Annotated in this window: 16 protein-coding genes; 8 read left to right on the forward strand and 8 right to left on the reverse strand. The window is 63.4% G+C overall.

Annotated features, from left to right (window positions below):
- Positions 1–126: 126 nt before the first annotated feature.
- Complete coding sequence (locus tag UP10_RS11145; protein WP_245321712.1) at positions 127–1,776, reverse strand: flavin-containing monooxygenase; 1,650 nt, start codon at positions 1,774–1,776, stop codon at positions 127–129.
- Positions 1,777–2,277: 501 nt separating this feature from the next.
- On the opposite strand from UP10_RS11145, the gene UP10_RS11150 reads away from it, so the two are divergent.
- The 4 genes from UP10_RS11150 (at position 2,278) to UP10_RS11165 (ending at position 6,257) form a co-directional block, all read left to right on the forward strand.
- On the forward strand, positions 2,278–3,879 hold the full coding sequence (locus UP10_RS11150) for a GMC family oxidoreductase (protein ID WP_044587390.1): 1,602 nt from the start codon (positions 2,278–2,280) through the stop codon (positions 3,877–3,879).
- Positions 3,880–3,886: 7 nt separating this feature from the next.
- Complete coding sequence (locus UP10_RS11155; RefSeq protein WP_044587391.1) at positions 3,887–4,336, forward strand: hypothetical protein; 450 nt, start codon at positions 3,887–3,889, stop codon at positions 4,334–4,336.
- Positions 4,337–4,422: 86 nt separating this feature from the next.
- On the forward strand, positions 4,423–5,445 hold the full coding sequence (locus tag UP10_RS11160) for a S1C family serine protease (protein WP_044587392.1): 1,023 nt from the start codon (positions 4,423–4,425) through the stop codon (positions 5,443–5,445).
- A gap of 428 nt (positions 5,446–5,873) precedes the next feature.
- Positions 5,874–6,257: a hypothetical protein gene (locus tag UP10_RS11165; protein WP_044587393.1), complete on the forward strand. Its 384-nt coding sequence runs from the start codon at positions 5,874–5,876 to the stop codon at positions 6,255–6,257.
- Positions 6,258–6,775: 518 nt separating this feature from the next.
- On the opposite strand, the gene UP10_RS11170 is transcribed toward UP10_RS11165, so the two are convergent.
- From UP10_RS11170 to UP10_RS11205, 7 genes are all read right to left on the reverse strand, one after another.
- A complete protein-coding gene (locus UP10_RS11170) occupies positions 6,776–8,284 on the reverse strand; it encodes a 5'-methylthioadenosine/S-adenosylhomocysteine nucleosidase family protein (protein ID WP_044587394.1) in 1,509 nt (502 codons plus the stop codon).
- An 8-nt stretch (positions 8,285–8,292) separates the two neighbouring features.
- Complete coding sequence (locus UP10_RS11175) at positions 8,293–8,628, reverse strand: hypothetical protein (RefSeq protein WP_044587395.1); 336 nt, start codon at positions 8,626–8,628, stop codon at positions 8,293–8,295.
- Between the two features lie 767 nt (positions 8,629–9,395).
- A complete protein-coding gene (locus UP10_RS11185) occupies positions 9,396–10,175 on the reverse strand; it encodes an alpha/beta fold hydrolase (protein ID WP_044587397.1) in 780 nt (259 codons plus the stop codon).
- 3 nt (positions 10,176–10,178) lie between these two features.
- Positions 10,179–11,474, reverse strand: coding sequence for an O-acetylhomoserine aminocarboxypropyltransferase (locus UP10_RS11190; protein WP_044587398.1), 1,296 nt, complete (start codon positions 11,472–11,474; stop codon positions 10,179–10,181).
- Positions 11,475–11,519: 45 nt separating this feature from the next.
- Positions 11,520–12,824 carry a nicotinate phosphoribosyltransferase gene (pncB, locus tag UP10_RS11195; RefSeq protein ID WP_044587399.1) on the reverse strand — a complete coding sequence of 435 codons (1,305 nt, stop codon included), beginning with the start codon at positions 12,822–12,824 and terminating at the stop codon, positions 11,520–11,522.
- Between the two features lie 61 nt (positions 12,825–12,885).
- Positions 12,886–16,422, reverse strand: coding sequence for a molybdopterin cofactor-binding domain-containing protein (locus UP10_RS11200; RefSeq protein ID WP_044587400.1), 3,537 nt, complete (start codon positions 16,420–16,422; stop codon positions 12,886–12,888).
- The gene (locus tag UP10_RS11205; protein WP_044587401.1) at positions 16,422–16,889 is read right to left on the reverse strand and encodes a (2Fe-2S)-binding protein; all 468 of its coding nucleotides are present in this window, start codon (positions 16,887–16,889) and stop codon (positions 16,422–16,424) included. Before UP10_RS11205 ends, UP10_RS11200 begins: the two co-directional genes overlap by 1 nt.
- Before the next feature lie 292 nt (positions 16,890–17,181).
- Between UP10_RS11205 and UP10_RS11210 the strand changes: the two genes are divergently transcribed.
- Genes UP10_RS11210 through UP10_RS11225 form a run of 4 tightly spaced genes read left to right on the forward strand, consistent with a single transcriptional unit; the run spans position 17,182 to position 21,371 of the window.
- Complete coding sequence (locus UP10_RS11210) at positions 17,182–18,630, forward strand: hypothetical protein (protein WP_044587402.1); 1,449 nt, start codon at positions 17,182–17,184, stop codon at positions 18,628–18,630.
- Positions 18,627–19,535, forward strand: coding sequence for a UPF0280 family protein (locus tag UP10_RS11215; RefSeq protein WP_050043625.1), 909 nt, complete (start codon positions 18,627–18,629; stop codon positions 19,533–19,535). The genes UP10_RS11210 and UP10_RS11215 overlap by 4 nt, the downstream gene beginning before the upstream one ends.
- 20 nt (positions 19,536–19,555) lie before the next feature.
- Entirely contained in the window at positions 19,556–20,140 is a 585-nt protein-coding gene (locus tag UP10_RS11220) for an amino acid synthesis family protein (protein WP_044538508.1), read from the forward strand.
- Between the two features lie 28 nt (positions 20,141–20,168).
- Entirely contained in the window at positions 20,169–21,371 is a 1,203-nt protein-coding gene (locus UP10_RS11225) for an ABC transporter substrate-binding protein (protein ID WP_044587403.1), read from the forward strand.
- Positions 21,372–21,575: the final 204 nt, after the last annotated feature.

Here is a 21,575-nt window from a genome sequence, read left to right on the forward strand (position 1 = left end):
CTGCTGATTGTTGCGCGAAGCTGGAACGACGAGTCCCGTTTACAACACCCGCTGCGGAGTATGGGTCCCGGCTTTCGCCGGGACGACGGTGGAGGATGTGGCGCGTGTTTCGCTTCAATATGGCAATCAGGCCAGCCGCAACTCATCATACCCCTTCGCCGCGACCTCGTCGCATTTTGCACGATAGGCCGGCGCGCTGCCGCTGTAGCGGGCGACGATGCGCCTTTGCTTGCCTTCGACGTTGGTGTTGATGCCGGTCATCCAGGAGTTGACCTCGTTGGACAGCAGGCCGACGCCGAGCGCCTTGACGTGATCGGTCCAGCCGGCGGTGCCCTCCGGCGTTGCGTCGAGCAAGGTCAGGCCCTTTGCTTGCGCAAATCGCAGCAGGCCGGTGACCCAGTCGACGCTGTATTCGATGCTGCGCGGGATGTTGCCGAGCGCGGTGTGCGGGCCCATCAGCATCATCATGTTGGGGAAGCCGTCGACCATCAGCCCGAGATAGGTTTCGGGGCCGTGCTGCCACTTGTCCTTCAAAAGCGCACCGCTGCTGCCGCGAAAATCGATCCTGTCGAAACTGCCAGTGATGGCGTCGAAGCCGGTCGCGTAGATGATGATGTCGAACGGATAGTCCTTGTCGCTGGTCCTGATGCCCTCTTGTGTGATCCGCTCGATCGGCGTCTCGTTAAGGTCGACCAAGCCGACATTGTCGCGGTTGTAGACCTCGTAATAGAAGGTCTCGAGCGGCAGCCGCCGCGTGCCGAAACCATGGTTCTTCGGGATCAACATCTCGGCCACCGCCGGGTCCTTGACGCGCTCGCGGATCTTGCGCGCCACGAAATCGCTGATCGTCGCATTCGCTGTGCGGTCGATCAGGATATCCCTGAAATTGCCCTGCCAGATGCCGAAGCCGCGCTCGCCATAGAGTTTCTCGTAGAACGCCTCGCGCTCCTCGTCGGACACCTCGAACGCGCCGCGCGGATCGGGCGTATGGACGAAGCAGGCAAAGGTTTCCTGGCAGCGGCGGAACATCTCGGGATACCCGGCCTTGATCGCGGCCTGCGTCTCCGCGTCGATCTTGCCGTTATGCAGCGGCGCGGCCCAGTTGGCGGTGCGCTGGAACACGGTGAGGTGCCCGACTTCGCCTGCGATGGTCTGGATGGTCTGGATGCCGGTCGCGCCAGTGCCGATCACGGCGACGCGCTTGCCCGCGAAATCCACCTTTTGCTTCGGCCAGCGCGCAGTGTGGAAGGACTGGCCGCGAAAACTGTCGCGGCCCTCGATCCGCGGCAGCGTCGGCGTCGACAGCGGGCCGATCGCGGTGATCAGGAAGCGGCAGGTCGCGCGCGCACCGCTTGCAAGCGTGATCGCCCAGCTTCGCGCCTCGTCCTGATAGATCGCACTGGCGACGCGGCACTCGAACGCGATGTCACGGCGCAGATCGAACTTGTCGGCGACGTAACGACAATAGCGCAGCGTCTCCGGCTGACCGGCGAAATGCTCGGACCATTCCCATTCCTGCAACAGCTCCTTGGAGAAGGAATAGCCGTAAGAGTAGCTCTCGGAATCGAAGCGCGCGCCGGGATAGCGGTTCCAGTACCAGGTGCCGCCGACGTCAGTGCCGGTCTCGAACACGCGCACGGTGAGGCCGAGTTCGCGCAGCCGGTGGAGCTGGTACATGCCCGACAGGCCGGCGCCGATGATGATGACGTCGTAATCCAGTACGGCCGTCTCCGGCGAAATCTGTGGCGAAATCTGCTCCTGGCGCGGCGCGGCCACCTCACATTGCTCCCCGGTCTGTTGATTGCCGGCAAGGCTAGCCGGTCTCACTGCTGCCGACAAACGTCGGAAAGCGGAGCTGGTATCGCGATTTGCGGGGTGCGTCAGCCTGTCCGTGACATTCCGGGCCAGTTCGCACTCTCTCTGCCTTTGCTCGGCCTCGGAATTTACCCTATCGTCGCGGTCACAAGACGATCGCCCGTGCCGCCTGGCCGAGCGGCAATTGCGCATTCTCCGGGAGGAAGTTTTGCAACGCGACCTGCGCGTCGAGATCATGGGGCCACGGCAACGGCTCTATTCCAATTTCATTCGCGGTATACGAAGCTTGCCGGTGAGAATCGTCAGTTGAGCCACAGTCGTCATTGCGAGGAGCAAAGCGACGAAGCAATCCATCTCACGATCTGGGATAGAATGGATTGCTCGCGGAGCCTGTCATCCGGCGGCGCTTCGCGCCGACCGGGTGGCTCGCAATGACGGAAGAGGAAACTCCAGGAAATAATAATGAAGAACGATCCCGTTGACGTCCTGATCATCGGCGCCGGCGCCTCCGGTGCCGCGGTGGCCTGGAGTCTCGCCGACACCAAGATGCACATCCTCTGCCTCGATCAGGGCGGCTGGATGAAGCCTTCGGAATATCCGAGCACGGGCCGTGACTGGGAGGCGAAGTTCTACGGCGAGTGGTCGTCGAGCCCGAACATCCGCAAGCGGCCCGAGGATTATCCGATCAACGAGGAGAACTCGCCGATCAAGGTGGTCAATTTCAACGCCGTCGGCGGCTCGACCGTGATGTACACCGCGCATTGGCCGCGGCTGCATCCGTCCGACTTCAAGGTGAAGACGCTCGACGGCGTCGCCGACGACTGGCCGATCGACTACGACGCGCTGACCCCGTTCTTCGAGGAGAACGACCGGATGATGGGCGTCTCGGGCCTGTCGGGCGATCCGCTGTCACCACTGACGCATCCGCCAATGCCGCCGCAGCCGCTTGGGTTGTCGAGCCCAATCGTGGCCAAGGCCATGAACAAGCTCGGCTGGCACTGGTGGCCGTCCGACACCACGGTCGCGACGACGGATTATGAGGGCCGGGCGCGCTGCATCAATCTCGGCCACTGCACGCCGGCTTGCGCGCAGGGCGCGAAATCGTCGACCGACATCACCTATTGGCCGCACGCGATCCGCGCCGGCGTCGAGCTCAAGACGCATTGCCGGGTGCGCGAGATCCTGACCAATGAGGACGGTATGGCCTCCGGCGTCGTCTATTACGACAAGGATGGCGTCGAGCAGTTCCAGCCGGCGGAAGTCGTCATCATCGCCTGCAACGGCGTCGGCACGCCGCGGCTGCTGCTGAACTCGGCGTCCGGAAAATTTCCGAACGGACTTGCCAACTCATCCGGCCTGGTCGGCAAGAACCTGATGTTCCACCCCTATGCGCAGATCTACGGCTATGTGAACGAGCCGACCGACTCCAATCGCGCGCCGCCGACCTGCCTGTGGAGCAAGGAGTGGTACGACACGGACCTCTCGCGCGGCTTTGTGCGCGGCTATGGTGTCCAGTTCGTCCGCGGCGCGGGGCCGGTGTTCGAGGCTGTCTCGAGCGAGCAGAAGGGCATTCTGCCCTGGGGTGCGGATCATCATCGCGTGTTCCGCAAGCTCAATGGTCACAGGCTCGGTTTTTCCGCGATCTGCGAAGATCTGCCGGAGGAGCACAATCGCGTGACGCTCGATCCCGTGCTGAAAGACAGCAACGGCATTCCGGCGCCGAAGATCGACTACACGATCAGCGACAACAGCCGGAAGATGATGGAGCATGGCCTTGCGCGCGGCCGCGAGGTCCTCGAAGCCGCCGGCGCCACCGACATCTGCATCAATGCGCCGATCCCCTGGGGCGGCTGGCATCTGCTCGGCACCGCGCGGATGGGCACCGATCCCGAGCGCTCCGTGGTCAACGAATGGGGCCGCTCGCACGACGTGAAGAACCTCTTCATCGTCGACGGCAGCATCTTCGTGACGTCAGGCGGCGTGAACCCGACCTCCACCATCCAGGCCCTTGCGCTCTACATCGCCGATCAGATGAAGCAGCGCCTCGCCAATTTGTTCGATTGAGATCACCATGCCCGATAGCAATGAACTGACCCCTGCCCAACGCGACGATCTCCGCACCGTCGCCGCGATGATCGTTCCCGCCAGCGACGAATACAAAGTGCCGGGTGCGGATGATCCCGCGATCCAGGCCGACATACTGGCAACGCTTGGCCGCGATGCCGCGCTGGTCGCGAAGGCGCTCGATCACCTGGCGAAGCTCGCCGGTGGGCCGCTCGCCGCGCTCGACAATGCCAGGCGCGACGCGGTGGCGAAGGAATTCCGCGCCAGCGGCGGAGGCGCGGCGGCGACGCTCGTCCGCGTGGTGCTGCAATGCTACTACCGCGACGACCGCGTGCTGCGCTCGCTCGGGCTCGAGCTGCGCGCGCCATTCCCGAAGGGCTATGTGCTGGACGACGGCGACTGGTCGCTGCTCGATCCGGTCAGGGCGCGCGGCGGCACGCTGCGACGGGCGACCTAGCCAGCCGGGTAGGCCTGCGGCCGCCGCGTAACCACTTGCGGCGGCGGGAGCCGGTCACCATTTGGTAAGACCGAAGGAATCTTGCCATGTTGGATTTGACCTCAGATATCGCCGATGACAGGCCGTCATCGCGAACGGCTGAACTTGCCCGGGATAACGACCGGGTTTTGCTGGACGCCTATTCCAATGCCGTGATCGACGTCACCGAACGCGTCGGCCCCGCCGTCGTGCGCGTCGAGACGGGGCCGAAAGTCCGCAACGCCCGCGAGCGCGGCGGCATGGGCTCAGGCATCGTGATCTCGCCCGATGGCCTCGTGCTGACCAACAGCCATGTGGTCGGATCGTCGAAAGAGATCCGGTTGCGCGACACCGAAGGGTTTGACACCGATGCCCACGTGCTTGGCGTCGATCCCGACACCGACCTCGCATTGTTGCGGGCTGACGGCGCGCGCGATCTGCCTTACGCCTCGCTCGGCAACTCCAAGACCCTGCGGCGCGGCCAGCTCGTGGTCGCGATCGGCAATCCGCTCGGCTTCGAATCGACGGTCACCGCCGGCGTCGTGTCGGCGCTCGGCCGCTCGATCCGCTCGGTCAGCGGGCGCACCATCGAGGACGTGATCCAGACCGATGCTGCGCTCAATCCCGGCAATTCCGGCGGCGCGCTGGTGTCGTCGAATGCCGAGGTGATCGGCATCAACACCGCGATCATCAGCGGCGCGCAGGGCATCTGCTTTGCGGTCGCCAGCAACACCGCGCAGTTCGTGCTGTCGGAGATCATCCGTCACGGCTATGTCCGCCGCGCCTATATCGGCGTCGCCGGGCAGACCGCACCGATCCCGCGGCGGCATGCGGTGCTGGCCGGCGTCGAGAACCGGATGGGCGCGCTGCTCGCGCAGATCGAACCGGACAGTCCGGCAGCGAAGGCGTCGCTGTTGCCCGGCGACGTCGTGATCAGGCTCGACGGCGTCGAGGTCAACGGCGTCGACGACCTGATCCGCGCGCTCGACCGCGACCGCATCGACCGGACCTTGTCGATGGACGTACTCCGCCTCGGCCGCCTGCGCGCGATCGAGATCCATCCGATCGAAAGGAAGCCGGCGAAGCAGTGACGATGTTGCGCGCCACATGCACGATGCACCCTCTCCCCCTGTGGGAGAGGGTGGCGCAATCGAGCGTAGCGAGATGAAGCCGGGTGAGGGGTCTCTCTCCACACGGATCAATCTCGCAAGCGGAGACATACCCCTCATCCGGCGCTTCGCGCCACCTTCTCCCACAAGGGGAGAAGGGAAGAGGAGCTACTGCAGTGCCGCCAGCAACGCTTTGGGCGACGAAAGAGCGCCTGTGAGACCGGGGCGCCGTAGTATCGCATTCGTCAAATTGTTCAATGAGCAATTTTGATCAGAACTCGCCGACGCATTGATGCAAACTGTTCTATGATCACCCTTGCGCCATTGAACGCCGCACGACCTCGGCACAATCCCTGCCGTTTGGGGAAGTCGCGCAGCTATCGTTCGAAAACAATAAACGGAGAAAACAATTGACCCATGTATTGTTTGTCGGCCAGAAACCCGAAACCGTGGACTTCTCCGATCCCGCCCTGCCGCCAGGCTTCAACGCAGAGAAGATCAATGCCGGCATTGCCGTCGCCGTCGCGAAGATCGCTGAGCGCGGATGGCAAGGCAACACTTGCATGATCACACCCGACAAAGCCGGGCGCGATATGCTGGAAAAAAAGCTGAGAGAGGCGGTCTATGACTGCGTGGTGATCGGCGGCGGCCTCAGAATTCCGCCAAAAAGCTTGGCCCTGTTCGAGATGGTCGTCAACGCTGTCCATAAGGCAGCACCCGGCGCAAAAATCGCATTCAACACTCGCCCGGAAGACACCGCCGAAGCGGCAGCCCGCCAGCTCGATGCTGGTTGACGGCATGCCGTTAAATCAACCGCATATGCAGAACGTCCGCAGTTGGCCCGTTTGCGGCATGCGGATGAGGCCTTAGAACGTCCGTTCGCCTGGCTAGCTTGACGGCAGTAGGCGCATACGGCGTGCCCGCGCGTGTCGCTAGCAGCCGCGTGGAAACTGTTTCCGACCGCCAGCGTGATCGTGCTCGTAAGCGTTTTTGGCTGCGCGATCCGTGTGGACCGACTACACCAGCGCGTGTACTCATAAACGTGCAAAAATGTCGGGTCTTGGAAGCGAAGCGGAAATCTTGTGCTCGTCCTGAGCTTTACCGGTTGTGACCCAAGGCGGACTTCGAAAACGACGTCTAATGCTTGTGCATGGGCGTATGATTTTGCGTCGCTACAAGAAGGGCCTTGTTTTGCAAGTTCTTAGCATCGATGTCGAGATCACTCAATCAATCGCGAGAAACATGTCGGTGGTACTATTAATATTCCGACGGTGCCATGCAGTCGCCCGACACTGCGGCGCACGGCGCTTGTCTAATTTATTAACCCAGCGGCGATGAGGGAGTGAGCAAGAGAGGCAGCTGTTTTACAGGCGAAAGCCGTCCACTCGGGGCTTCGCTTGTAACCGACAATATCGCTGAGGCCACGTATGGCGAGGACTCGCGTCGTGCCGCCCCCATCATGACGGGCGGCCGCGTAGATTCCGCCCAGCTCCATTTCAACCGCGCTTGCATGGCGCGCCGATTGACCCCATTGCCTTGCAAGTGCGGTGTCCTTCACGAGCGTGTTGCTCGCAATAGTAGGTGCAACAACGTAATGGGGAAGGCGATGGGCTGCGTCACCCGCAAAATTGGCCTTAATGGATTTGTGAACGCTCGCTTTCCATTCCGCATCACCATAGTAACGCTCGTCGGGTGCGCCGGGTACCGTCTCAATCGGCCTCTCCATTCCTAAAGACTGGACCAAATTCCATTTGTCGAAGTCCTTTTCCATCGCCGAGAGATGTGACAGGAGTTTTTCGACCTCAATGTGCGCAGGCCCGCCCTGCTGTTGATGTGCGAGCGTCCCTCCCTCAAACGCAGCTGTTACGGAAAAGTCATGGAGCCGGCTTGAAAGCACGACATCGCCAAGTGAATATTCAGCGTCTGGAATCCCTCCCGCGATCCCAACCAGAAGAATCCATCGCGGCGCAAGCTCTCTAATCATGTTGTTGGCCGTAGCTTGAGCCGCGATCTGCCCCTGTTCAGGAGACTTGGTAATGGCAACACCGATCTCATCCCCGTCGCGGGGTCGAATGCGTGCGTGTTCGTAATATTGGTTCTTTCCTTCGGCACGACGTCGCGTTGGAAAATGATCTAAGACAGCGCGAAACTCATCAGGCCGAATGGCGATAATTCCGATCCGAGTGGCCTCTCTGAGGGACTCGGCAGGAAGCGTTTCGTTTGATTTCGCGTGTTGAGCTTTCATGATTGAAATCATCTTTTTAACTGACTCCTTGGTTTCCGGATTTAACGCGGCATTCAGCTCTTCGGTGTGCTGCTCGCAAATCCGTCCCGAGGACAGCGATTTTTCAAGGTCGCGCCTGTGCCCTTTGAAGTCAAAGAAGCAATCTCGGGTCTCAAGGTGAGCCTTTATGGAGGGTGCAACAAAGCTCAGCGCATAGCGGATGAAATAATAACATAAGAAAGAACGGTGAGAATCTGCATAGAAATGCCAATCTCGCAAAGTGATAGCTGCAAGTCCGCGAGCAGCCTGGTGTGATCCAAACAGATTTCTATATCTGTCCGATCGGAGCTTTTGGTCGACTACGGCAATGACATAGGGACGCGGGGCCTTAGCGTCTGCCCGGTACTCCTCCAAGCGACTCCAGATCTCCGTTGAACGGTATTCCTCCCTCACAAAAGTATAGGCGAACGAGCGGAGCCGCTCGGGTGCCAATGCAAATTCGAAATCCTTCTGGACCGCGTTGAGGATGCTGATAGCGTCCATAATCTTGGCATCCAGGTTAGCGCCAAAACTAAGGATCTCGACGTGATACAGCATTTCAAGCCTTATGGCTGAACGATTAGCTTCGGATCTTCGTCGTCGATATCGATATCAGTCTCAGCATCCGTGACGCTGATGCCGTACTTGTATTCGCCGGGATCTTCCGCAACGAACGGGCCTATGACCCCGTAGTGATTCGTGTTGCCACCAGAAGTCGGACTACCGGTGGTCGTTTGAAGATCTAGTTCGCGAAAGGGCCCAAAATAAACCGTCCAGCGAACGAGCCGGGTTGGAGAGTTCGGCCATGAAAGCAACCATGTTACCCTCTCGCCGAGTTTAACTTTTGCAGGGTCCGGGTCGATCGACCATTTTTGATTTTGATATTGCACAAGGATGTCCATTATCGCCTCTGCGAATGTGCTAACTTCAAACTATCGTGCGGCCCGTGGCGCGGTGTCAAGTTGATGCCTGGTTGCTGCAAAGGGCACCGATAACCCGCTTTGGTTATTCACGATACCAAACTACGACGTTCCCGTCGGCCCTTAGCGGACGTGGCTTCGCCATTTGGTAAAGTCTGGTTTTGGCCCTCTCGGACTTACGGCAATGTCCGCTTTCGCGCTCCTGTCAGAGCCATAGCAGACATCCAACGTACGTGATCCGAGCCGTCTCAACCTACGAGTACACGCCCCAGCCAGCGTTAGTCGACTATCTCCACGTCCTCCGGATTCGCGTCGGTCCACCGGAACACGACCCGCCATTGGTCATAGATACTGATCGAGTGGTTACCCGCCAAGTCGCCCTTGCAATCGCATCGTGGGTGAGAATTTTCGGCCGCAATCGCGACGGGCGCGTACGCTGTTGCGCAGGCGTCGGGGTGTTCGCAGAAGTTCGGAATAATAGAAGATATCGCTGAGTTGCCCGACATGTCAAGTGGCTTGTCCGAGTGATGGCGGCCGCCCCGCTACTTTGCATGGGGTTGTTTTCCCCATTTTGGGGGCGCTCACCTTCGAAGGACGTTCTCCAGCGTCGCCGGCAGTTGTGACGGCAAAGGGCGCTTCGGATGCGGAAGCGTCGGAGCCGGGTGCGGGGTCTCTATCCGCGGAGACATACCCCTCATCCGGCGCTTCGCGCCACCTTCTCCCACAAGGGGAAAAGGGAAGGAACATCATTACTGCAACGCCGCCAGCAGCTCGTCGGGCTGCTCGACCATCATCATGTGGCCGGCGCCTGCGAGCACCACGGTGCGTGCGTTCGGCGTCGCGGCGGCGAGGGCCTTGCCGGCCTTGGCCGGGGTCATCATGTCGCGCTCGCCGAGGATGAAGGTTGCGGGCACCTTGACCGCGGCGGCGGCGGCCAGCCCGCCTTGGTAGGCGTTGCAGGCGTTGAGGTCGTTGTACAGCACGCCCGGCTTCGCCTGCTGCAGCACCCGCTGCGCGCCGCGGTGCATCCACAGGCCGGGCGCGAGGCTGCCGCCGAGTTCGGCCTTGAAGCCGAGGCCCCAGATCGAGACCATGTCGATCGCGGCCGGATCGTTGGCTTCCGCAGCTTTCAGCAGGTCGGGGCCGACCGTCATGGTCGCGGCGGTGCCGATCAGCGCGAGGCCGGAGACTTTGTCGGGATGGCGCGCCGAGGTCTCGATCGCGATCAGCGAGCCCATGGAGTGGCCGATCAGCCGGGCCTTTGACGCGCCGGCGGCGGTGATCAGCGCGGCGGTCCAGTCCGCCATCTCGGCGATGGTCGCGAGCGGCCTTCCGGACGAACGTCCGTGGCCGGGCAGGTCGGGCGCCAGCACGGAGAAGCCGTGATGGGCGAACCAGCGGCTGTGCAGCGCCCAGGTCGTGGAATCGAAGCCGGCGCCGTGGAGCATCACCACGGTCGGCAGCGATGCATCGAACGGCCTGCCGCCGGTGGCGATGAAGGTGTCTGACCCATTGACGGACAACTGCATGGTTCAGGTCCTTTGCGAGGCGCGCAGCGCCTGGCCGAGATCGTCGATGATGTCCTGCACGGTCTCGATGCCGACCGACAGCCGCACCAGCTCCTCGCCGATGCCGGCGGTCTTGAGCTGCTCGGCGTCCATCTGCTGATGGGTGGTGCTGGCCGGGTGGATCACCAGCGTCTTGGCGTCGCCGACATTGGCGAGATGGCTGATCAGCTTGAGCTGCTCGATGAACTTCTTGCCGGCGGCGCGGCCGCCCTTGATGCCGAAGCTGACGATCGAGCCGGCTCCGCGCGGCAGCAACTTCTTGGCCAGCGCATGATCCGGATGGCTCTCCAGCGACGGATGCAGCACCCACTCGACCGCCTTGTTGGCGGCGAGGGCGCCCAGCACGGCGTGGGTGTTGCTGACGTGGCGGTCCATGCGCACGCCGAGCGTCTCGATGCCCTGCAGCAGCTGGAAGGCGTTGGTCGGCGAAAGACACGCTCCGAAGTCGCGCAGGCCCTCGGTGCGGGCGCGCATGATGAAGGCGGCCTTGCCGAACTGCTCGTCGAAGACGATGCCGTGATAACCGGCATACGGCTCGGTGAGCTGCGGGAATTTGCCCGAGGCGCGCCAGTCGAACCGGCCGCCATCGACGATGACGCCGCCGATCGCGATGCCGTGGCCGCCCATCCATTTGGTCGCCGAGTTCATCACGAGGTCGGCGCCGAGTTCGATCGGCTGGCTGAGATAGGGCGTCGCGAACGTGTTGTCGATCAACAACGGGATCTTCGCGTCGTGCGCGATTTGCGCGACAGCGGGGATGTCGAGCACTTCAAGGCCGGGATTGCCGATGGTCTCACCGATCACGAGCCGCGTGTTCGGCTTGATCGCGGCACGAAAGTCATCGAGCGCGCGCGGCTTCACGAATGTGGTGGTGATGCCAAAACGCGGCAGCGTGTGCGCCAGCAGATTGATGGTGCCGCCATAGAGCGAGGCGGAGGCGACGATGTGGTCACCGGCGTTGAGCAGCGTCGCGATCGCCAGATGCAGCGCGGCCATGCCGCTCGCCGTGCAGATCGCGCCGACGCCGCCTTCGAGCGCGGCGATGCGCTCTTCCAGCACCGCCGTCGTCGGGTTGGAGATGCGCGTGTAGATGTGCCCTGCGCGTTCCAGGTTGAACAGCGCCGCGGCATGATCGGCATCCTGGAAGACGTAGGACGTCGTCTGATAGATCGGAACCGCGCGCGCGCCGGTCACGGGATCGGGGCGCTGGCCGGCGTGCAGGCTCAACGTTTCGAAAGCAGGCGGCTTGGGTGCGGGCATGCGAAGCTCGTCGGGTCAGTCAATGAAAAGAATGTTCGCGTTGATTTAGACGTGAACTGCGGTGCGAACGCGGCCGACATTGCCGAACACGCGCAGATAGCGCTCGACCTCGGACGGGTTGCCGGTGGCCTTCTCCGGATTATCGGAGAGTTTCACGGCGGGCCGGCCGTCGACCGACGTCACCTTGCAGACGATCGAGATCGGGTCGAGATCGGCCGTGCCGTCAGGCGCGCAGCCGACGAAATCGTTGGTCAGGTTGGTGCCCCAGCCGAAGCTGACGCGGACGCGGCCCCTGAAGTGGCGGAACGTCTCCTCGATCGAGCCGACATCCATCGCGTCGGAGAACACCAGCAGCTTTTCCTTGGGATCGCGGCCCTTCTGCTTCCACCATTTGATGATGTCCTCGCCGGCCGTGATCGGCGGCGCGCTGTCGGGGCGAAAGCCGGTCCAGTCGGCGACCCAATCCGGCGCGTCGCGCAGGAACGGTTTTGTGCCGAACGCATCGGGCAGGGCGATCAAGAGGTTGCCGCCATAGGTGTGGCGCCACTGGTCGAGGATCTGATAGGGCGCCCAGCGCAGCTCCTCGTCGGAATTGGCGAGCGCGGCGGCGACCATCGGCAGCTCATGCGCATTGGTGCCGATCGCCTCGAGGTCGTTGTCCATCGCCAGCAGCACGTTCGACGTCCCGGTGAAGGACGATCCGAGGCCTTCCTTGACGGCCTCGACGCACCAGCGTTGCCAGAGAAAGCCGTGGCGACGGCGTGTGCCGAAATCGGACAGCCGCAAGCCGTCCAGCTTGCGCAGCCGCTCGACCTTGGACCACAGCTTGGCCTTGGCGCGGGCATAGAGCACGTCGAGCGCGAAGCGGCCATATTGCTTGGTCGCCGCCCGCGAGCGCAATTCGTTGAGGATCGCGAGCGCCGGGATTTCCCACATCGTAGTGTGGCTCCACGGCCCGTGGAAGTGCAATTCATACTGGCCGTCGACCTTGTGCAGCTCGTATTCGGGCAGGCGGAAGTCGGACAGCCAGGTGATGAAATCGGACGAGAACATCTGGGTCGTGCCGTAGAACGTGTTGCCGGCGAGCCAGATCAGCTCCTTGTTGGTGAAGCGGATGGTGCGGGCATGGTCGAGCTGGGCGCGCAGTTCGCCCTCGTCGATGATCTCGGCCAGCCGGATATGGGTGGAGCGGTTGATCACCGAAAAGGTCGTGCGCGTGTCCGGGTAGCATTCCCGGATCATCCGCTGCATCAACAGCTTATAGAAATCGGTGTCGAGCAGGCTGCGCACGATCGGATCGAGCCGCCAGCCGTGATTGTAGGTCCGGGTTGCAATGTCTGTGACCGTCATCCCGGAACTCTATCGCGCCGGAAGCCGCCCGCCCAGTGGGTTTTGGCCGGAACATGGCAGGTCAGCGCGCTATGGTCTGCCGGATACGGCCGATCGTCCCAGCCAGGTCGGTCCAGGCAGGCTTGCCGGGGGCAAATTGCCGCCTGAGGTAGGAGACCAGCTCTGCAATCTGGCGATCGGTCATGCTGTCCTTGAAGGCCGGCATGTAGCCGAGGTCGGTCGCGGCCGGCTTGGTGATGCCGTGCAGGATCACCTGGATCAGATTATCCGGCACGTCGCTGTGCAGATTGCTGTTCAGCGCCAGCGACGGACGGCTGCCGAACAGCGGCGGTCCGCCGACCTCGTGGCAGACGGCGCAGGCGCCTTGATAGATGCGGGCTCCGGCAGAGGCGGCGGTGGTCACGGCGGTGTCGGCTTCGAACCCGGTGGCGAGGGTTTCGTGGGCCGAACGGTCGGTTGCGGCCTCGTTGAAGGAGCCGAGGTAGACCGCCATCGCGCGGATGTCCTGGTCGGGCAGCGCGGCAAGCTCATTCACGACCGGCGCCATCGGACCTGCCGCAACGCCGTGGAAGCGGGATTCGCCGGTTCGCAGGTAAGCGAACAGCTCGTCCTCGCTCCAGGGGATCGGCGCCTTCGACAGCGACGTCAGCGCCGGCGCCTCCCAGCCGTCGGCAAACCCGCCAGCGAGATAGGCGGTCTGCTGCTCCGCGCCGAGCGCGTTGCGGGGCGAATGGCAGGCGCTGCAATGACCGAGACCTTCGATCAGATAGGCGCCGCGATTCCACGCCTCCGATTTCGCAGGATCGGGTTGGAAGGTCTTCGGTTGGTGGAACAGCGCATTCCAGCCCGCCAGCAGCGGACGCAGGTTGAACGGGAACGCCAACTCGTTGCGCGGGGTCGTCGCGCGCACCGGCGCCTGCGCCATCAGATAGGCGTAGAGCGCCTGCAGGTCGGCGTCATCAGTCCTGGCGAAATGCGTGTACGGAAATGCGGGATAGAGATGCCGTCCGTCGCGGTGGATGCCCTCGCGCATCGCGCGCTCGAAGGCGGGGTAGGACCAGGCGCCGATACCGGTGTCGACGTCGGGCGTGATGTTGGTCGTGTAGATCGTGCCGAACGGTGTCTCGAGCGGCCGGCCGCCGGCGTTCAGGATGCCATGGTCGGAGGTGTGGCAGACCGCGCAGGCGCCGAGCGCCGCCAGCTCCTTGCCGCGCGCGATCGTCGCGGCGGAATAGACCGACGCATCGGGCCTCGTGATCGGTGCGATGGCGCGCCATGGCAGCACGGCCGCGCCGATGCCGATCGCCGCGGCACAGAGGGCGGCAACGCCGGCGAGGACGCCGCCGCGCTTGATGAACGGATTCTGCCACCTGTCGAGCGGAGCCGTCGGCTGGGGCGGAAGGAGCGGCGCGGGTGCGGTTGGCTGCTCGCCGTGCAATCCCTTCAGAATGCGCTCCGGTGTGAACGGCAATTCGCGGAAGCGCACGCCGGTCGCGTCATAGATCGCGTTCGCGATCGCAGCAGCACTCGGCACCGAGGCGGATTCGCCGACACCGAGCGGCGGCTGATCCTGCCGCGGCAGCATCAAGACGTCGATCTCGGGCAAATCAGGGAATTTGATGATGGGGTAGGCGCCCCATTCCCGCGCCGTCACCGCGCCGCGCTCAAAAGAGACTTCTTCCATCAGCGCGCGGCTGGTCGACTGGATGACGTTGCCTTCGATCTGATGCCGCACGCCCTCCGGATTGATCATCAATCCGGAATCCTGGCCGGCGACGACACGGGTCACACTGACGTCGCCGGTCGCCTTGTTGACAGCGACATCGGCGATCCAGGCCGACCATGCCGCGCCATAGCCGGGAAACTTGCTATGGACGTAGAGCGCGTAAGCAAAGCCGCGGCCGCGCACGATATCGCCTTCCGCTTCCGGCGCCTCGCGCACCGGGCGCGGCGTCCAGCCGGCGCGTTCGGCGACCGCATTGACGAGGTCGATCGCGCGCTTGTCCTTCAGGTAACGCAGCCGGTATTCGATCGGATCGACCTCGGCTTCGGCCGCAAGCTCGTCGATGTAGGATTCATGCGCAAACGTGTTCGGCAGCGCCGAGACGCCGCGGAACCAGGAGGCGCGCACGATCGGCGGCATGTCGTTGGCGACCACGCGCATGTTGTCGTAATCATAAGGCGGGATCGCGGTGCGGTCGCCCATCTCCGATACTGCGGGCGTCGGCGCGATCCGCCCGGTGAGCAGCAGTGCCAACGTCGGCGCACCGTTCGAGGGATAGCGTGTAGAGAAGTCGTAGCCGGCGACGCTGCCGTCGGCGTTGAGCCCGCCATTGACGTCCATCAGCTGCGCGGTGCCCTTCGGCTCCCACGCGTGCTCCTGCTCGCGGGTGAGCTGGACGCGCACCGGGCGGCCGACCGCGCGCGACAGCAGCAGCGCGTCGGCGGAGACGTCGTCAGCGCAGTTGCGGCCGTAGCAACCGGCGGCCTCCATCCTGATGACCTCGATCTCGGTATCCGGACGCTCGATCAGCAGCGCAAGATCGTCGCGCAGGATGTGCGGGTTCTGCGTGCCGGACCAGACGCGGATCGCGCCGTCCCTGTAATCAGCGACCGAGCAGGACGGACCGATCGAGCCATGCATCTGGTAGGGCCACAGATAGGTCCGTTGCATCGGCTTGGCGGCCGACTTGATCGCGGCGTCGACGTCACCTTTGTCGATCAGCGTGCGCGGCGTCGACGGATTGGCGCGCAGGGCCTTCTCGATATCGGCGAGATCGGTCAGCGCCGGCCCCGGCTTCCAGGTCACATCGAGTTGCGCCGCCGCCTTGATCGCGTTCTCCTCGCGTTCGGCGACGACACCGACGAAGTCGCCGATCCGAACCACTGCGACGAGGCCCGGGATATCGCGTACCGAGGCCTCGTCGACGGCAATCAGGCTGGTGCCGACGAACGGGCCGGCGTCGACGCCGGCATAGGGCGGCCGGACGACACGTCCGTGGAGCATGCCGGGCAATCGGACGTCGTGGACATAGACGAGCTCGCCGGTCGCCTTGGCCGGCAGGTCGACGCGCGGCACGGATTTGCCGACGACGGAATAGGCGCTCACCGCCTTGACCGGAACGTCGTCGGCAAGCTCAAGCCGAATGGTCTCATCCGCAATCAGCTCGCCATAGCTGACGCTGCTGTTGTCATGACCGCGGATCAGGCCGTCTTCGATCGTGAGATCCCCGACCGGCATTTCGAGCTGCTCGGCTGCGCGCGAGACCAGGAAACGCCGCGCCTGCGCGGCCGCTTTACGCAAGGGCACGGCAGTGATCTGGATCGTTTCGCTGGCGATCGTCGCGCCCTGGTTCGGAACCACGGACGTGTCGCCGAGCACGACGACGACGCGGGCAAACGACACGTCAAGCTCTTCGGCAACGATCTGCCCCAACGCCGTGCGGATGCCGGTGCCGAGATCGACATGGCCGTTATAGGCGCTGACCGAGCCGTCGGCGCTGATGGTGATGAAGGTCTCGAACGCGCCTTCCGCGCCCAGGATCGCGGGACGAACGATCGACAGCGAGCCGCGCAGGCGTTGCTCCGAGCCGCTCATCAATCGCGCGCCTCGCGTGCGTGGCCGGCGGCGCGCATCGCGGCTCTGACAATCTCGATATGCGCGCCGCAGCGGCAGAGATTGTAGCGCAACGCCTCCAGCACCTCATGTTCGGACGGGCTTGGATTGCGCGTGAGCAGCGCCTTGGTGGTGATGATCATGCCGTTGAGGCAGTAGCCGCACTGCGCGGCCTGCTCGCGGATGAAGGCATCCTGCACGGGATCGGGATGCTCGCGCGTGCCGAGCCCCTCGAGCGTCACGACGTTGCGGCCCTCACAGCCGTCGATGGGAATCACGCAAGACCGGGCGGCGACGCCGTCGATCAGCACCGCGCAGGCACCGCACTCGCCGAGCCCGCAGCCGTATTTCGGTCCGTTCAGTTCGAGATCGTTGCGCAGCACGTAAAGCAATGCGGTGTCGGAAGCAGCGTCGACATCATGGTTCCTGCCGTTCACGGTCAGGCGCATCGCTCTGGTTCTCCCTCGTGTTTGCGCTGCAACGTCGCGCCAAAGCCGCCGCCGAAGATAACGTTTGTATACAAACGTGCAAGCGGTGGCATGCCGCGCTGCAGCGCGTGCCTGCTTTATAAACAGGGGAGCTAGGCAAATGGACTATTATTCGGCAGCGGCAGCTTTTGATTGCAAGGCCGCTTGACAGGTTTCGGGTCCGCGCGCAGGATCATTCGTGTACGAACGATATGAGCAGGCGGCCGGACCCGCAGTATGATCGGCCGCCGCCACAAGTCCAGGCTTGGTCACGATGGCTGACACAATGACCGTCGCCGCCGGCGACAAGATCCGCTGCGATGCCTGCCCGGTGATGTGCTACATCAAGCCGGGCGCGGTCGGCGCCTGCGACCGTTATGCCAATCATGACGGCACCTTGGTGCGCGTCGACCCGCATGTCGTGCTGGAACGCACGGTGGAGCATGGCGGCAAGCTGGTTCCGTTCCAGGCGAGTGGCGATTGGGACGGCAAGATCGTCCGCCAGCCCGATCTCTTCGTCACCGCGATCGGCGCCGGCACCACCTATCCGGACTACAAGCCCGCGCCCTTCATCGTGTCGTCCGAAGTCGACGGCGTCGACATGATCACCGTCGTGACCGAGGGCATCTTTTCGTATTGCGGCGTCAAGGTGAAGATCGACACCGATCGTTATCTCGGCCCTGAAACGGCAACCGTCCGCGCGCAGGGCGAGGCAGTCGGGCATGTCACGACCAGCGAATACGGCTCGCAGATGCTGTCGCTCGGCGGCGTGCATCATTTGACCGGCGGCTCGAAGAAGGAGGGCCGCGTCACCTGCGACACGCTGATGGACCTCTCCAATTGCAAGGCGGTCGAGCTGACGATCGACGGCGGCGCCACGGTGGTGGTGCAGGCCGGCCAGCCGCCGATCGTCAACGGCATGGCAGAAGAGCGGATGCGGGTCGGCTGCGGCTCGGCGACCATCGGCATGTTCGCCAAGCAGTGGCACGGCAAGGTCGACGAGGTCGTGGTGGTCGATGACCACATCACCGGCGTGCTTAGCGAGCACCAGGCCGGCAAGCTGCTCGACATCGCCGATACCGGGATCAAGATGAAGGGCCGGCGCTCGACGCCCGGGCGCTACTTCCAGGTCGCCGATCCCGGCACGGGATGGGGCGGCACCAATATCTCTGATCCGCTGTCGATCCTCGGACCCTTCAATCCGAAGGAGGCGCGGCCCGGCCTGACCATGCTGATGGTTTCGACCACAGGTGAGCATGCGTCCTATTACGTGCTCGATGAGGCGCTGACACCGGTCGCCACCGAGATGCCGCCCGACCTGAAGTTTTCGGTCGAGCGCATCCAGGAGAATTGCGAGCCGGCGCTGTGCACCGTGCTGTTCATGGGCGGCGCGGGCGGATCGCTGCGCGCCGGTGTCACCGACAATCCGGTGCGGCTGACACGCTCGGTCAAGGATTCGCTGACGCGGGTGACCAGCGGCGGCGCGCCGGTTTATGTCTGGCCGGGCGGCGGCATCACCTACATGGTCGACGTCACGCAGATGCCGGGCGGCGCCTTCGGCTATGTGCCGACACCGGCGCTGGTGGCGCCGATCGAGTTCACGATGAAGCTGTCCGATTACGCGGCGCTCGGCGGTCACATGGATTATGTCCGGCCGCTGTCCTCACTGCGGGAGAGCGCCGAGGTTCGCCCGATGCCCCATCTTCCCGGGCGGCGCGCATGAGCCGGCTACCGCAAATCGCGCTTCTTCCCGATGGCAAGCGGCTGCATTTGCAGGATGGTCCGATTGATTTGATTGTCGAGGCCAGCGGTAGGGAGGCCGATGTCCGTGCCGCCTACGGGGCCGCTGCGCGGCGCTTCACCGGTTTGCTTGATGAGCTCTGTGCCGAGTTGACCTTGCTGCGCACCGCTGCCGATCCCCGACACTGTGAATTGAAGGGCGTGGTTGCGGGGCGCATGTATGCCGCGGTTGCGCCGTTTGCTTATGACTGTTTCATCACGCCGATGGCGGCAGTCGCTGGCTCGGTTGCCGAGGAAATTCTCGGCGCGATGCTGCTGATAGCACCGCTCGATCGGGCCTATGTCAACAATGGCGGGGACATTGCGCTGCATCTGGCCCGCGGCGAACAGTTTACCGTAGGCCTGACGGATCGCCCGGACCGTTATGGCGTGATGCGCACCATGGTCATCGATGCGGACACTCCGATCCGCGGTGTCGCGACCAGCGGCCGCCACGGGCGTAGCTTCTCGCTCGGCATTGCGGATGCCGTCACGGTGCTGGCGCGGACGGCGTCGCAAGCGGATGTCGCGGCGACCGTGATCGCCAATGCGGTTGATCTGCCGGGCCATCGCGCAATCCTTCGTATTCCCGCCAACGAGCTGCAGCTGGACAGCGACCTCGGTGCGCGGCTCGTAACTCGCGATGTTGGGCCTTTGGCCGAAGATGAGATCGAGCTGGCGCTTGAAGCCGGCGCCATCCGGGCGCGCGACCTCCTGACGTCGGGATTGATCGAGGGCGCGGCATTGCGTCTACTGGGTGAAGTGCGCCTTGTCGGTGCAATCGGGAGTGTGGCGCCGGCATCGCATGCGTTTGAAAGAACAACGCTACAAAGTATGATGCATGTGTGAGCGGAAGCGAGGCTGACAAGATGAGTGCCGTCATTCGCAAGATCGTCACCGTGGTCGAGGAAACCCATCTCGAGATGGGCAAGACCATCGCACCGCCGACCCGGCGGGCGGCGGCGATCGCCGTGATCGAGAATCCCTTTGCCGGCCGCTATGTCGAGGACCTGTCGCCGCTGATTGCGATTGGCGAGGAACTCGGCGAGTTGCTGTCGAAGCGGGCAGTTGCCGCGCTCGGCATCGATGGCGCCAAGGCGCAGAGCTATGGCAAGGCGGCCGCTGTCGGCGAAAATGGCGAGCTGGAGCATGCGGCCGCGATCTTGCATCCGAAGATGGGCGCGCCGGTGCGGAAGGTGTTGAGCAAGGGTGCGGCACTGATTCCCTCGTCGAAGAAGCGCTCGGGTCCCGGCACGACGTTGGACATTCCGCTCGGCCACAAGGATGCGGCTTTCGTGCGCAGCCATTTCGACGGCATGGAAGTGCAGATCAACGACGCGCCGCGGGCCAACGAGATTATGGTCGCAGTCGCGGTGACCGATAGCGGACGGCCGTTGCCGCGCGTCGGTGGGCTGACTGTTACAGAGGTCAAGGGCGAAGACGGATTGCGATAGTCTCTTTCAAGAAAACTGGAGGTACGGGATGCGTGGTTATGTCGTAGGGGCAGGATTGGCGATCGCGGTTGCGACCATGGGGGGCAATGCCATGGCACAGAGCGGCGAGGTCAAGATCGGCGAGATCAACAGCTATTCGCTGCTGCCCGCATTCACCGAGCCCTATCGCAAGGGCTGGCAGCTCGCGGTGGAAGAGGTCAATGCCGCCGGCGGTATCAACGGCAAGAAGCTCGTCGTCGTCTCCAAGGATGACGGCGGCAAGCCGGCGGATGCGCAGACCGCGGCGAACGAGCTGGTCTCGAGCGAGAACGTTGCGATGCTCACGGGCACCTTCCTCTCCAACATCGGCCTCGCGGTCAGTGACTTTGCCAACCAGAAGAAAGTCTTCTTTCTCGCCGCCGAGCCTTTGACCGACGCCATCACCTGGTCGAAGGGCAATCGCTATACGTTCCGCCTGCGGCCCTCCAACTACATGCAGGCCGCGATGCTGGTGGAAGAGGCGGCGAAATTGCCCGCCAAGCGCTGGGCGACCATCGCGCCGAACTATGAATACGGCCAGTCTGCGGTCGCGGTGTTCAAGAAGCTGATGTCTGAAAAGCGACCCGACATTCAGTGGGTCGACGAGCAGTGGCCGCCGCAGGGCAAGATCGACGCAGGTCCCGTGGTGCAGGCGGTTGCCGCCGCCAACCCGGAAGCAATCCTCAACGTCACCTTCGGCGCCGACCTCGTCAAGCTCGTGCGCGAAGGCAATACCCGCGGTCTGTTCAAGGATCGCAAGGTGGTAAGCTTCCTGACGGGCGAACCAGAATATCTCGATCCGCTGAAGGAGGAGACGCCGGAAGGCTGGATCGTCACCGGTTACCCCTGGTACTCGCTCAAGACGCCCGAGCACGAGGCGTTCCTGAAGGCCTACCAGGCCAAGTACAACGACTATCCGCGGCTCGGTTCGATCGTCGGCTACCAGACCATCAAGTCGGCGGCGGCGATTTTGGCGAAGGCCAACTCGACCGATCCGGAGAAGCTGATCGCGGCGGCAGAAGGCATCGCGGTGCCGTCGCCGTTCGGCGAGATCACCTTCCGCAAGATCGATCACCAGTCGACGCTTGGCGCCTTCATCGGCAAGACCGCACTGAAGGACGGCAAGGGCATCATGGTCGATACGGTCTATCGCAAGGGTTCGGACTATCTGCCTGGCGATGCCGAGATCGAGAAGCTGCGGCCGAAGGATTGATGCGATTTCTCCCTCGCCCCGCTCTTGCGGGGAGAGGCACTGAATCTCTCCCTCTCCCCGTTCTTACAGGGAGAGGGTTGGGGTGAGGGGCTCTCTCCGCGAGCGAGCAAGTGGAGAGTCCCCCTCACCCGAATTCAAGCTGGCGCTTGAATTCGACCTCTCCCCGCAAGCGGGGCGAGGTGAACGAGACTCCAACACGGACCG

It is taken from the genome of Bradyrhizobium sp. LTSPM299 (assembly GCF_000938235.1).
Lineage (GTDB): Bacteria > Pseudomonadota > Alphaproteobacteria > Rhizobiales > Xanthobacteraceae > Bradyrhizobium.

What these genes read in the sequence shown, in the direction of transcription:
- UP10_RS11160 (WP_044587392.1), top strand. Translation starts at nt 4,423, where the DNA reads ATGTTGGATTTGACCTCAGATATCGCCGATGACAGGCCGTCATCGCGA.
- UP10_RS11225 (WP_044587403.1), top strand. Translation starts at nt 20,169, where the DNA reads ATGCGTGGTTATGTCGTAGGGGCAGGATTGGCGATCGCGGTTGCGACC.
- UP10_RS11155 (WP_044587391.1), top strand. Translation starts at nt 3,887, where the DNA reads ATGCCCGATAGCAATGAACTGACCCCTGCCCAACGCGACGATCTCCGC.
- UP10_RS11175 (WP_044587395.1), bottom strand. Translation starts at nt 8,628, where the DNA reads ATGGACATCCTTGTGCAATATCAAAATCAAAAATGGTCGATCGACCCG.
- UP10_RS11220 (WP_044538508.1), top strand. Translation starts at nt 19,556, where the DNA reads ATGAGTGCCGTCATTCGCAAGATCGTCACCGTGGTCGAGGAAACCCAT.
- pncB (WP_044587399.1), bottom strand. Translation starts at nt 12,824, where the DNA reads ATGACGGTCACAGACATTGCAACCCGGACCTACAATCACGGCTGGCGG.
- UP10_RS11205 (WP_044587401.1), bottom strand. Translation starts at nt 16,889, where the DNA reads ATGCGCCTGACCGTGAACGGCAGGAACCATGATGTCGACGCTGCTTCC.
- UP10_RS11200 (WP_044587400.1), bottom strand. Translation starts at nt 16,422, where the DNA reads ATGAGCGGCTCGGAGCAACGCCTGCGCGGCTCGCTGTCGATCGTTCGT.
- UP10_RS11150 (WP_044587390.1), top strand. Translation starts at nt 2,278, where the DNA reads ATGAAGAACGATCCCGTTGACGTCCTGATCATCGGCGCCGGCGCCTCC.
- UP10_RS11215 (WP_050043625.1), top strand. Translation starts at nt 18,627, where the DNA reads ATGAGCCGGCTACCGCAAATCGCGCTTCTTCCCGATGGCAAGCGGCTG.
- UP10_RS11210 (WP_044587402.1), top strand. Translation starts at nt 17,182, where the DNA reads ATGGCTGACACAATGACCGTCGCCGCCGGCGACAAGATCCGCTGCGAT.
- UP10_RS11190 (WP_044587398.1), bottom strand. Translation starts at nt 11,474, where the DNA reads ATGCCCGCACCCAAGCCGCCTGCTTTCGAAACGTTGAGCCTGCACGCC.
- UP10_RS11185 (WP_044587397.1), bottom strand. Translation starts at nt 10,175, where the DNA reads ATGCAGTTGTCCGTCAATGGGTCAGACACCTTCATCGCCACCGGCGGC.
- UP10_RS11170 (WP_044587394.1), bottom strand. Translation starts at nt 8,284, where the DNA reads ATGCTGTATCACGTCGAGATCCTTAGTTTTGGCGCTAACCTGGATGCC.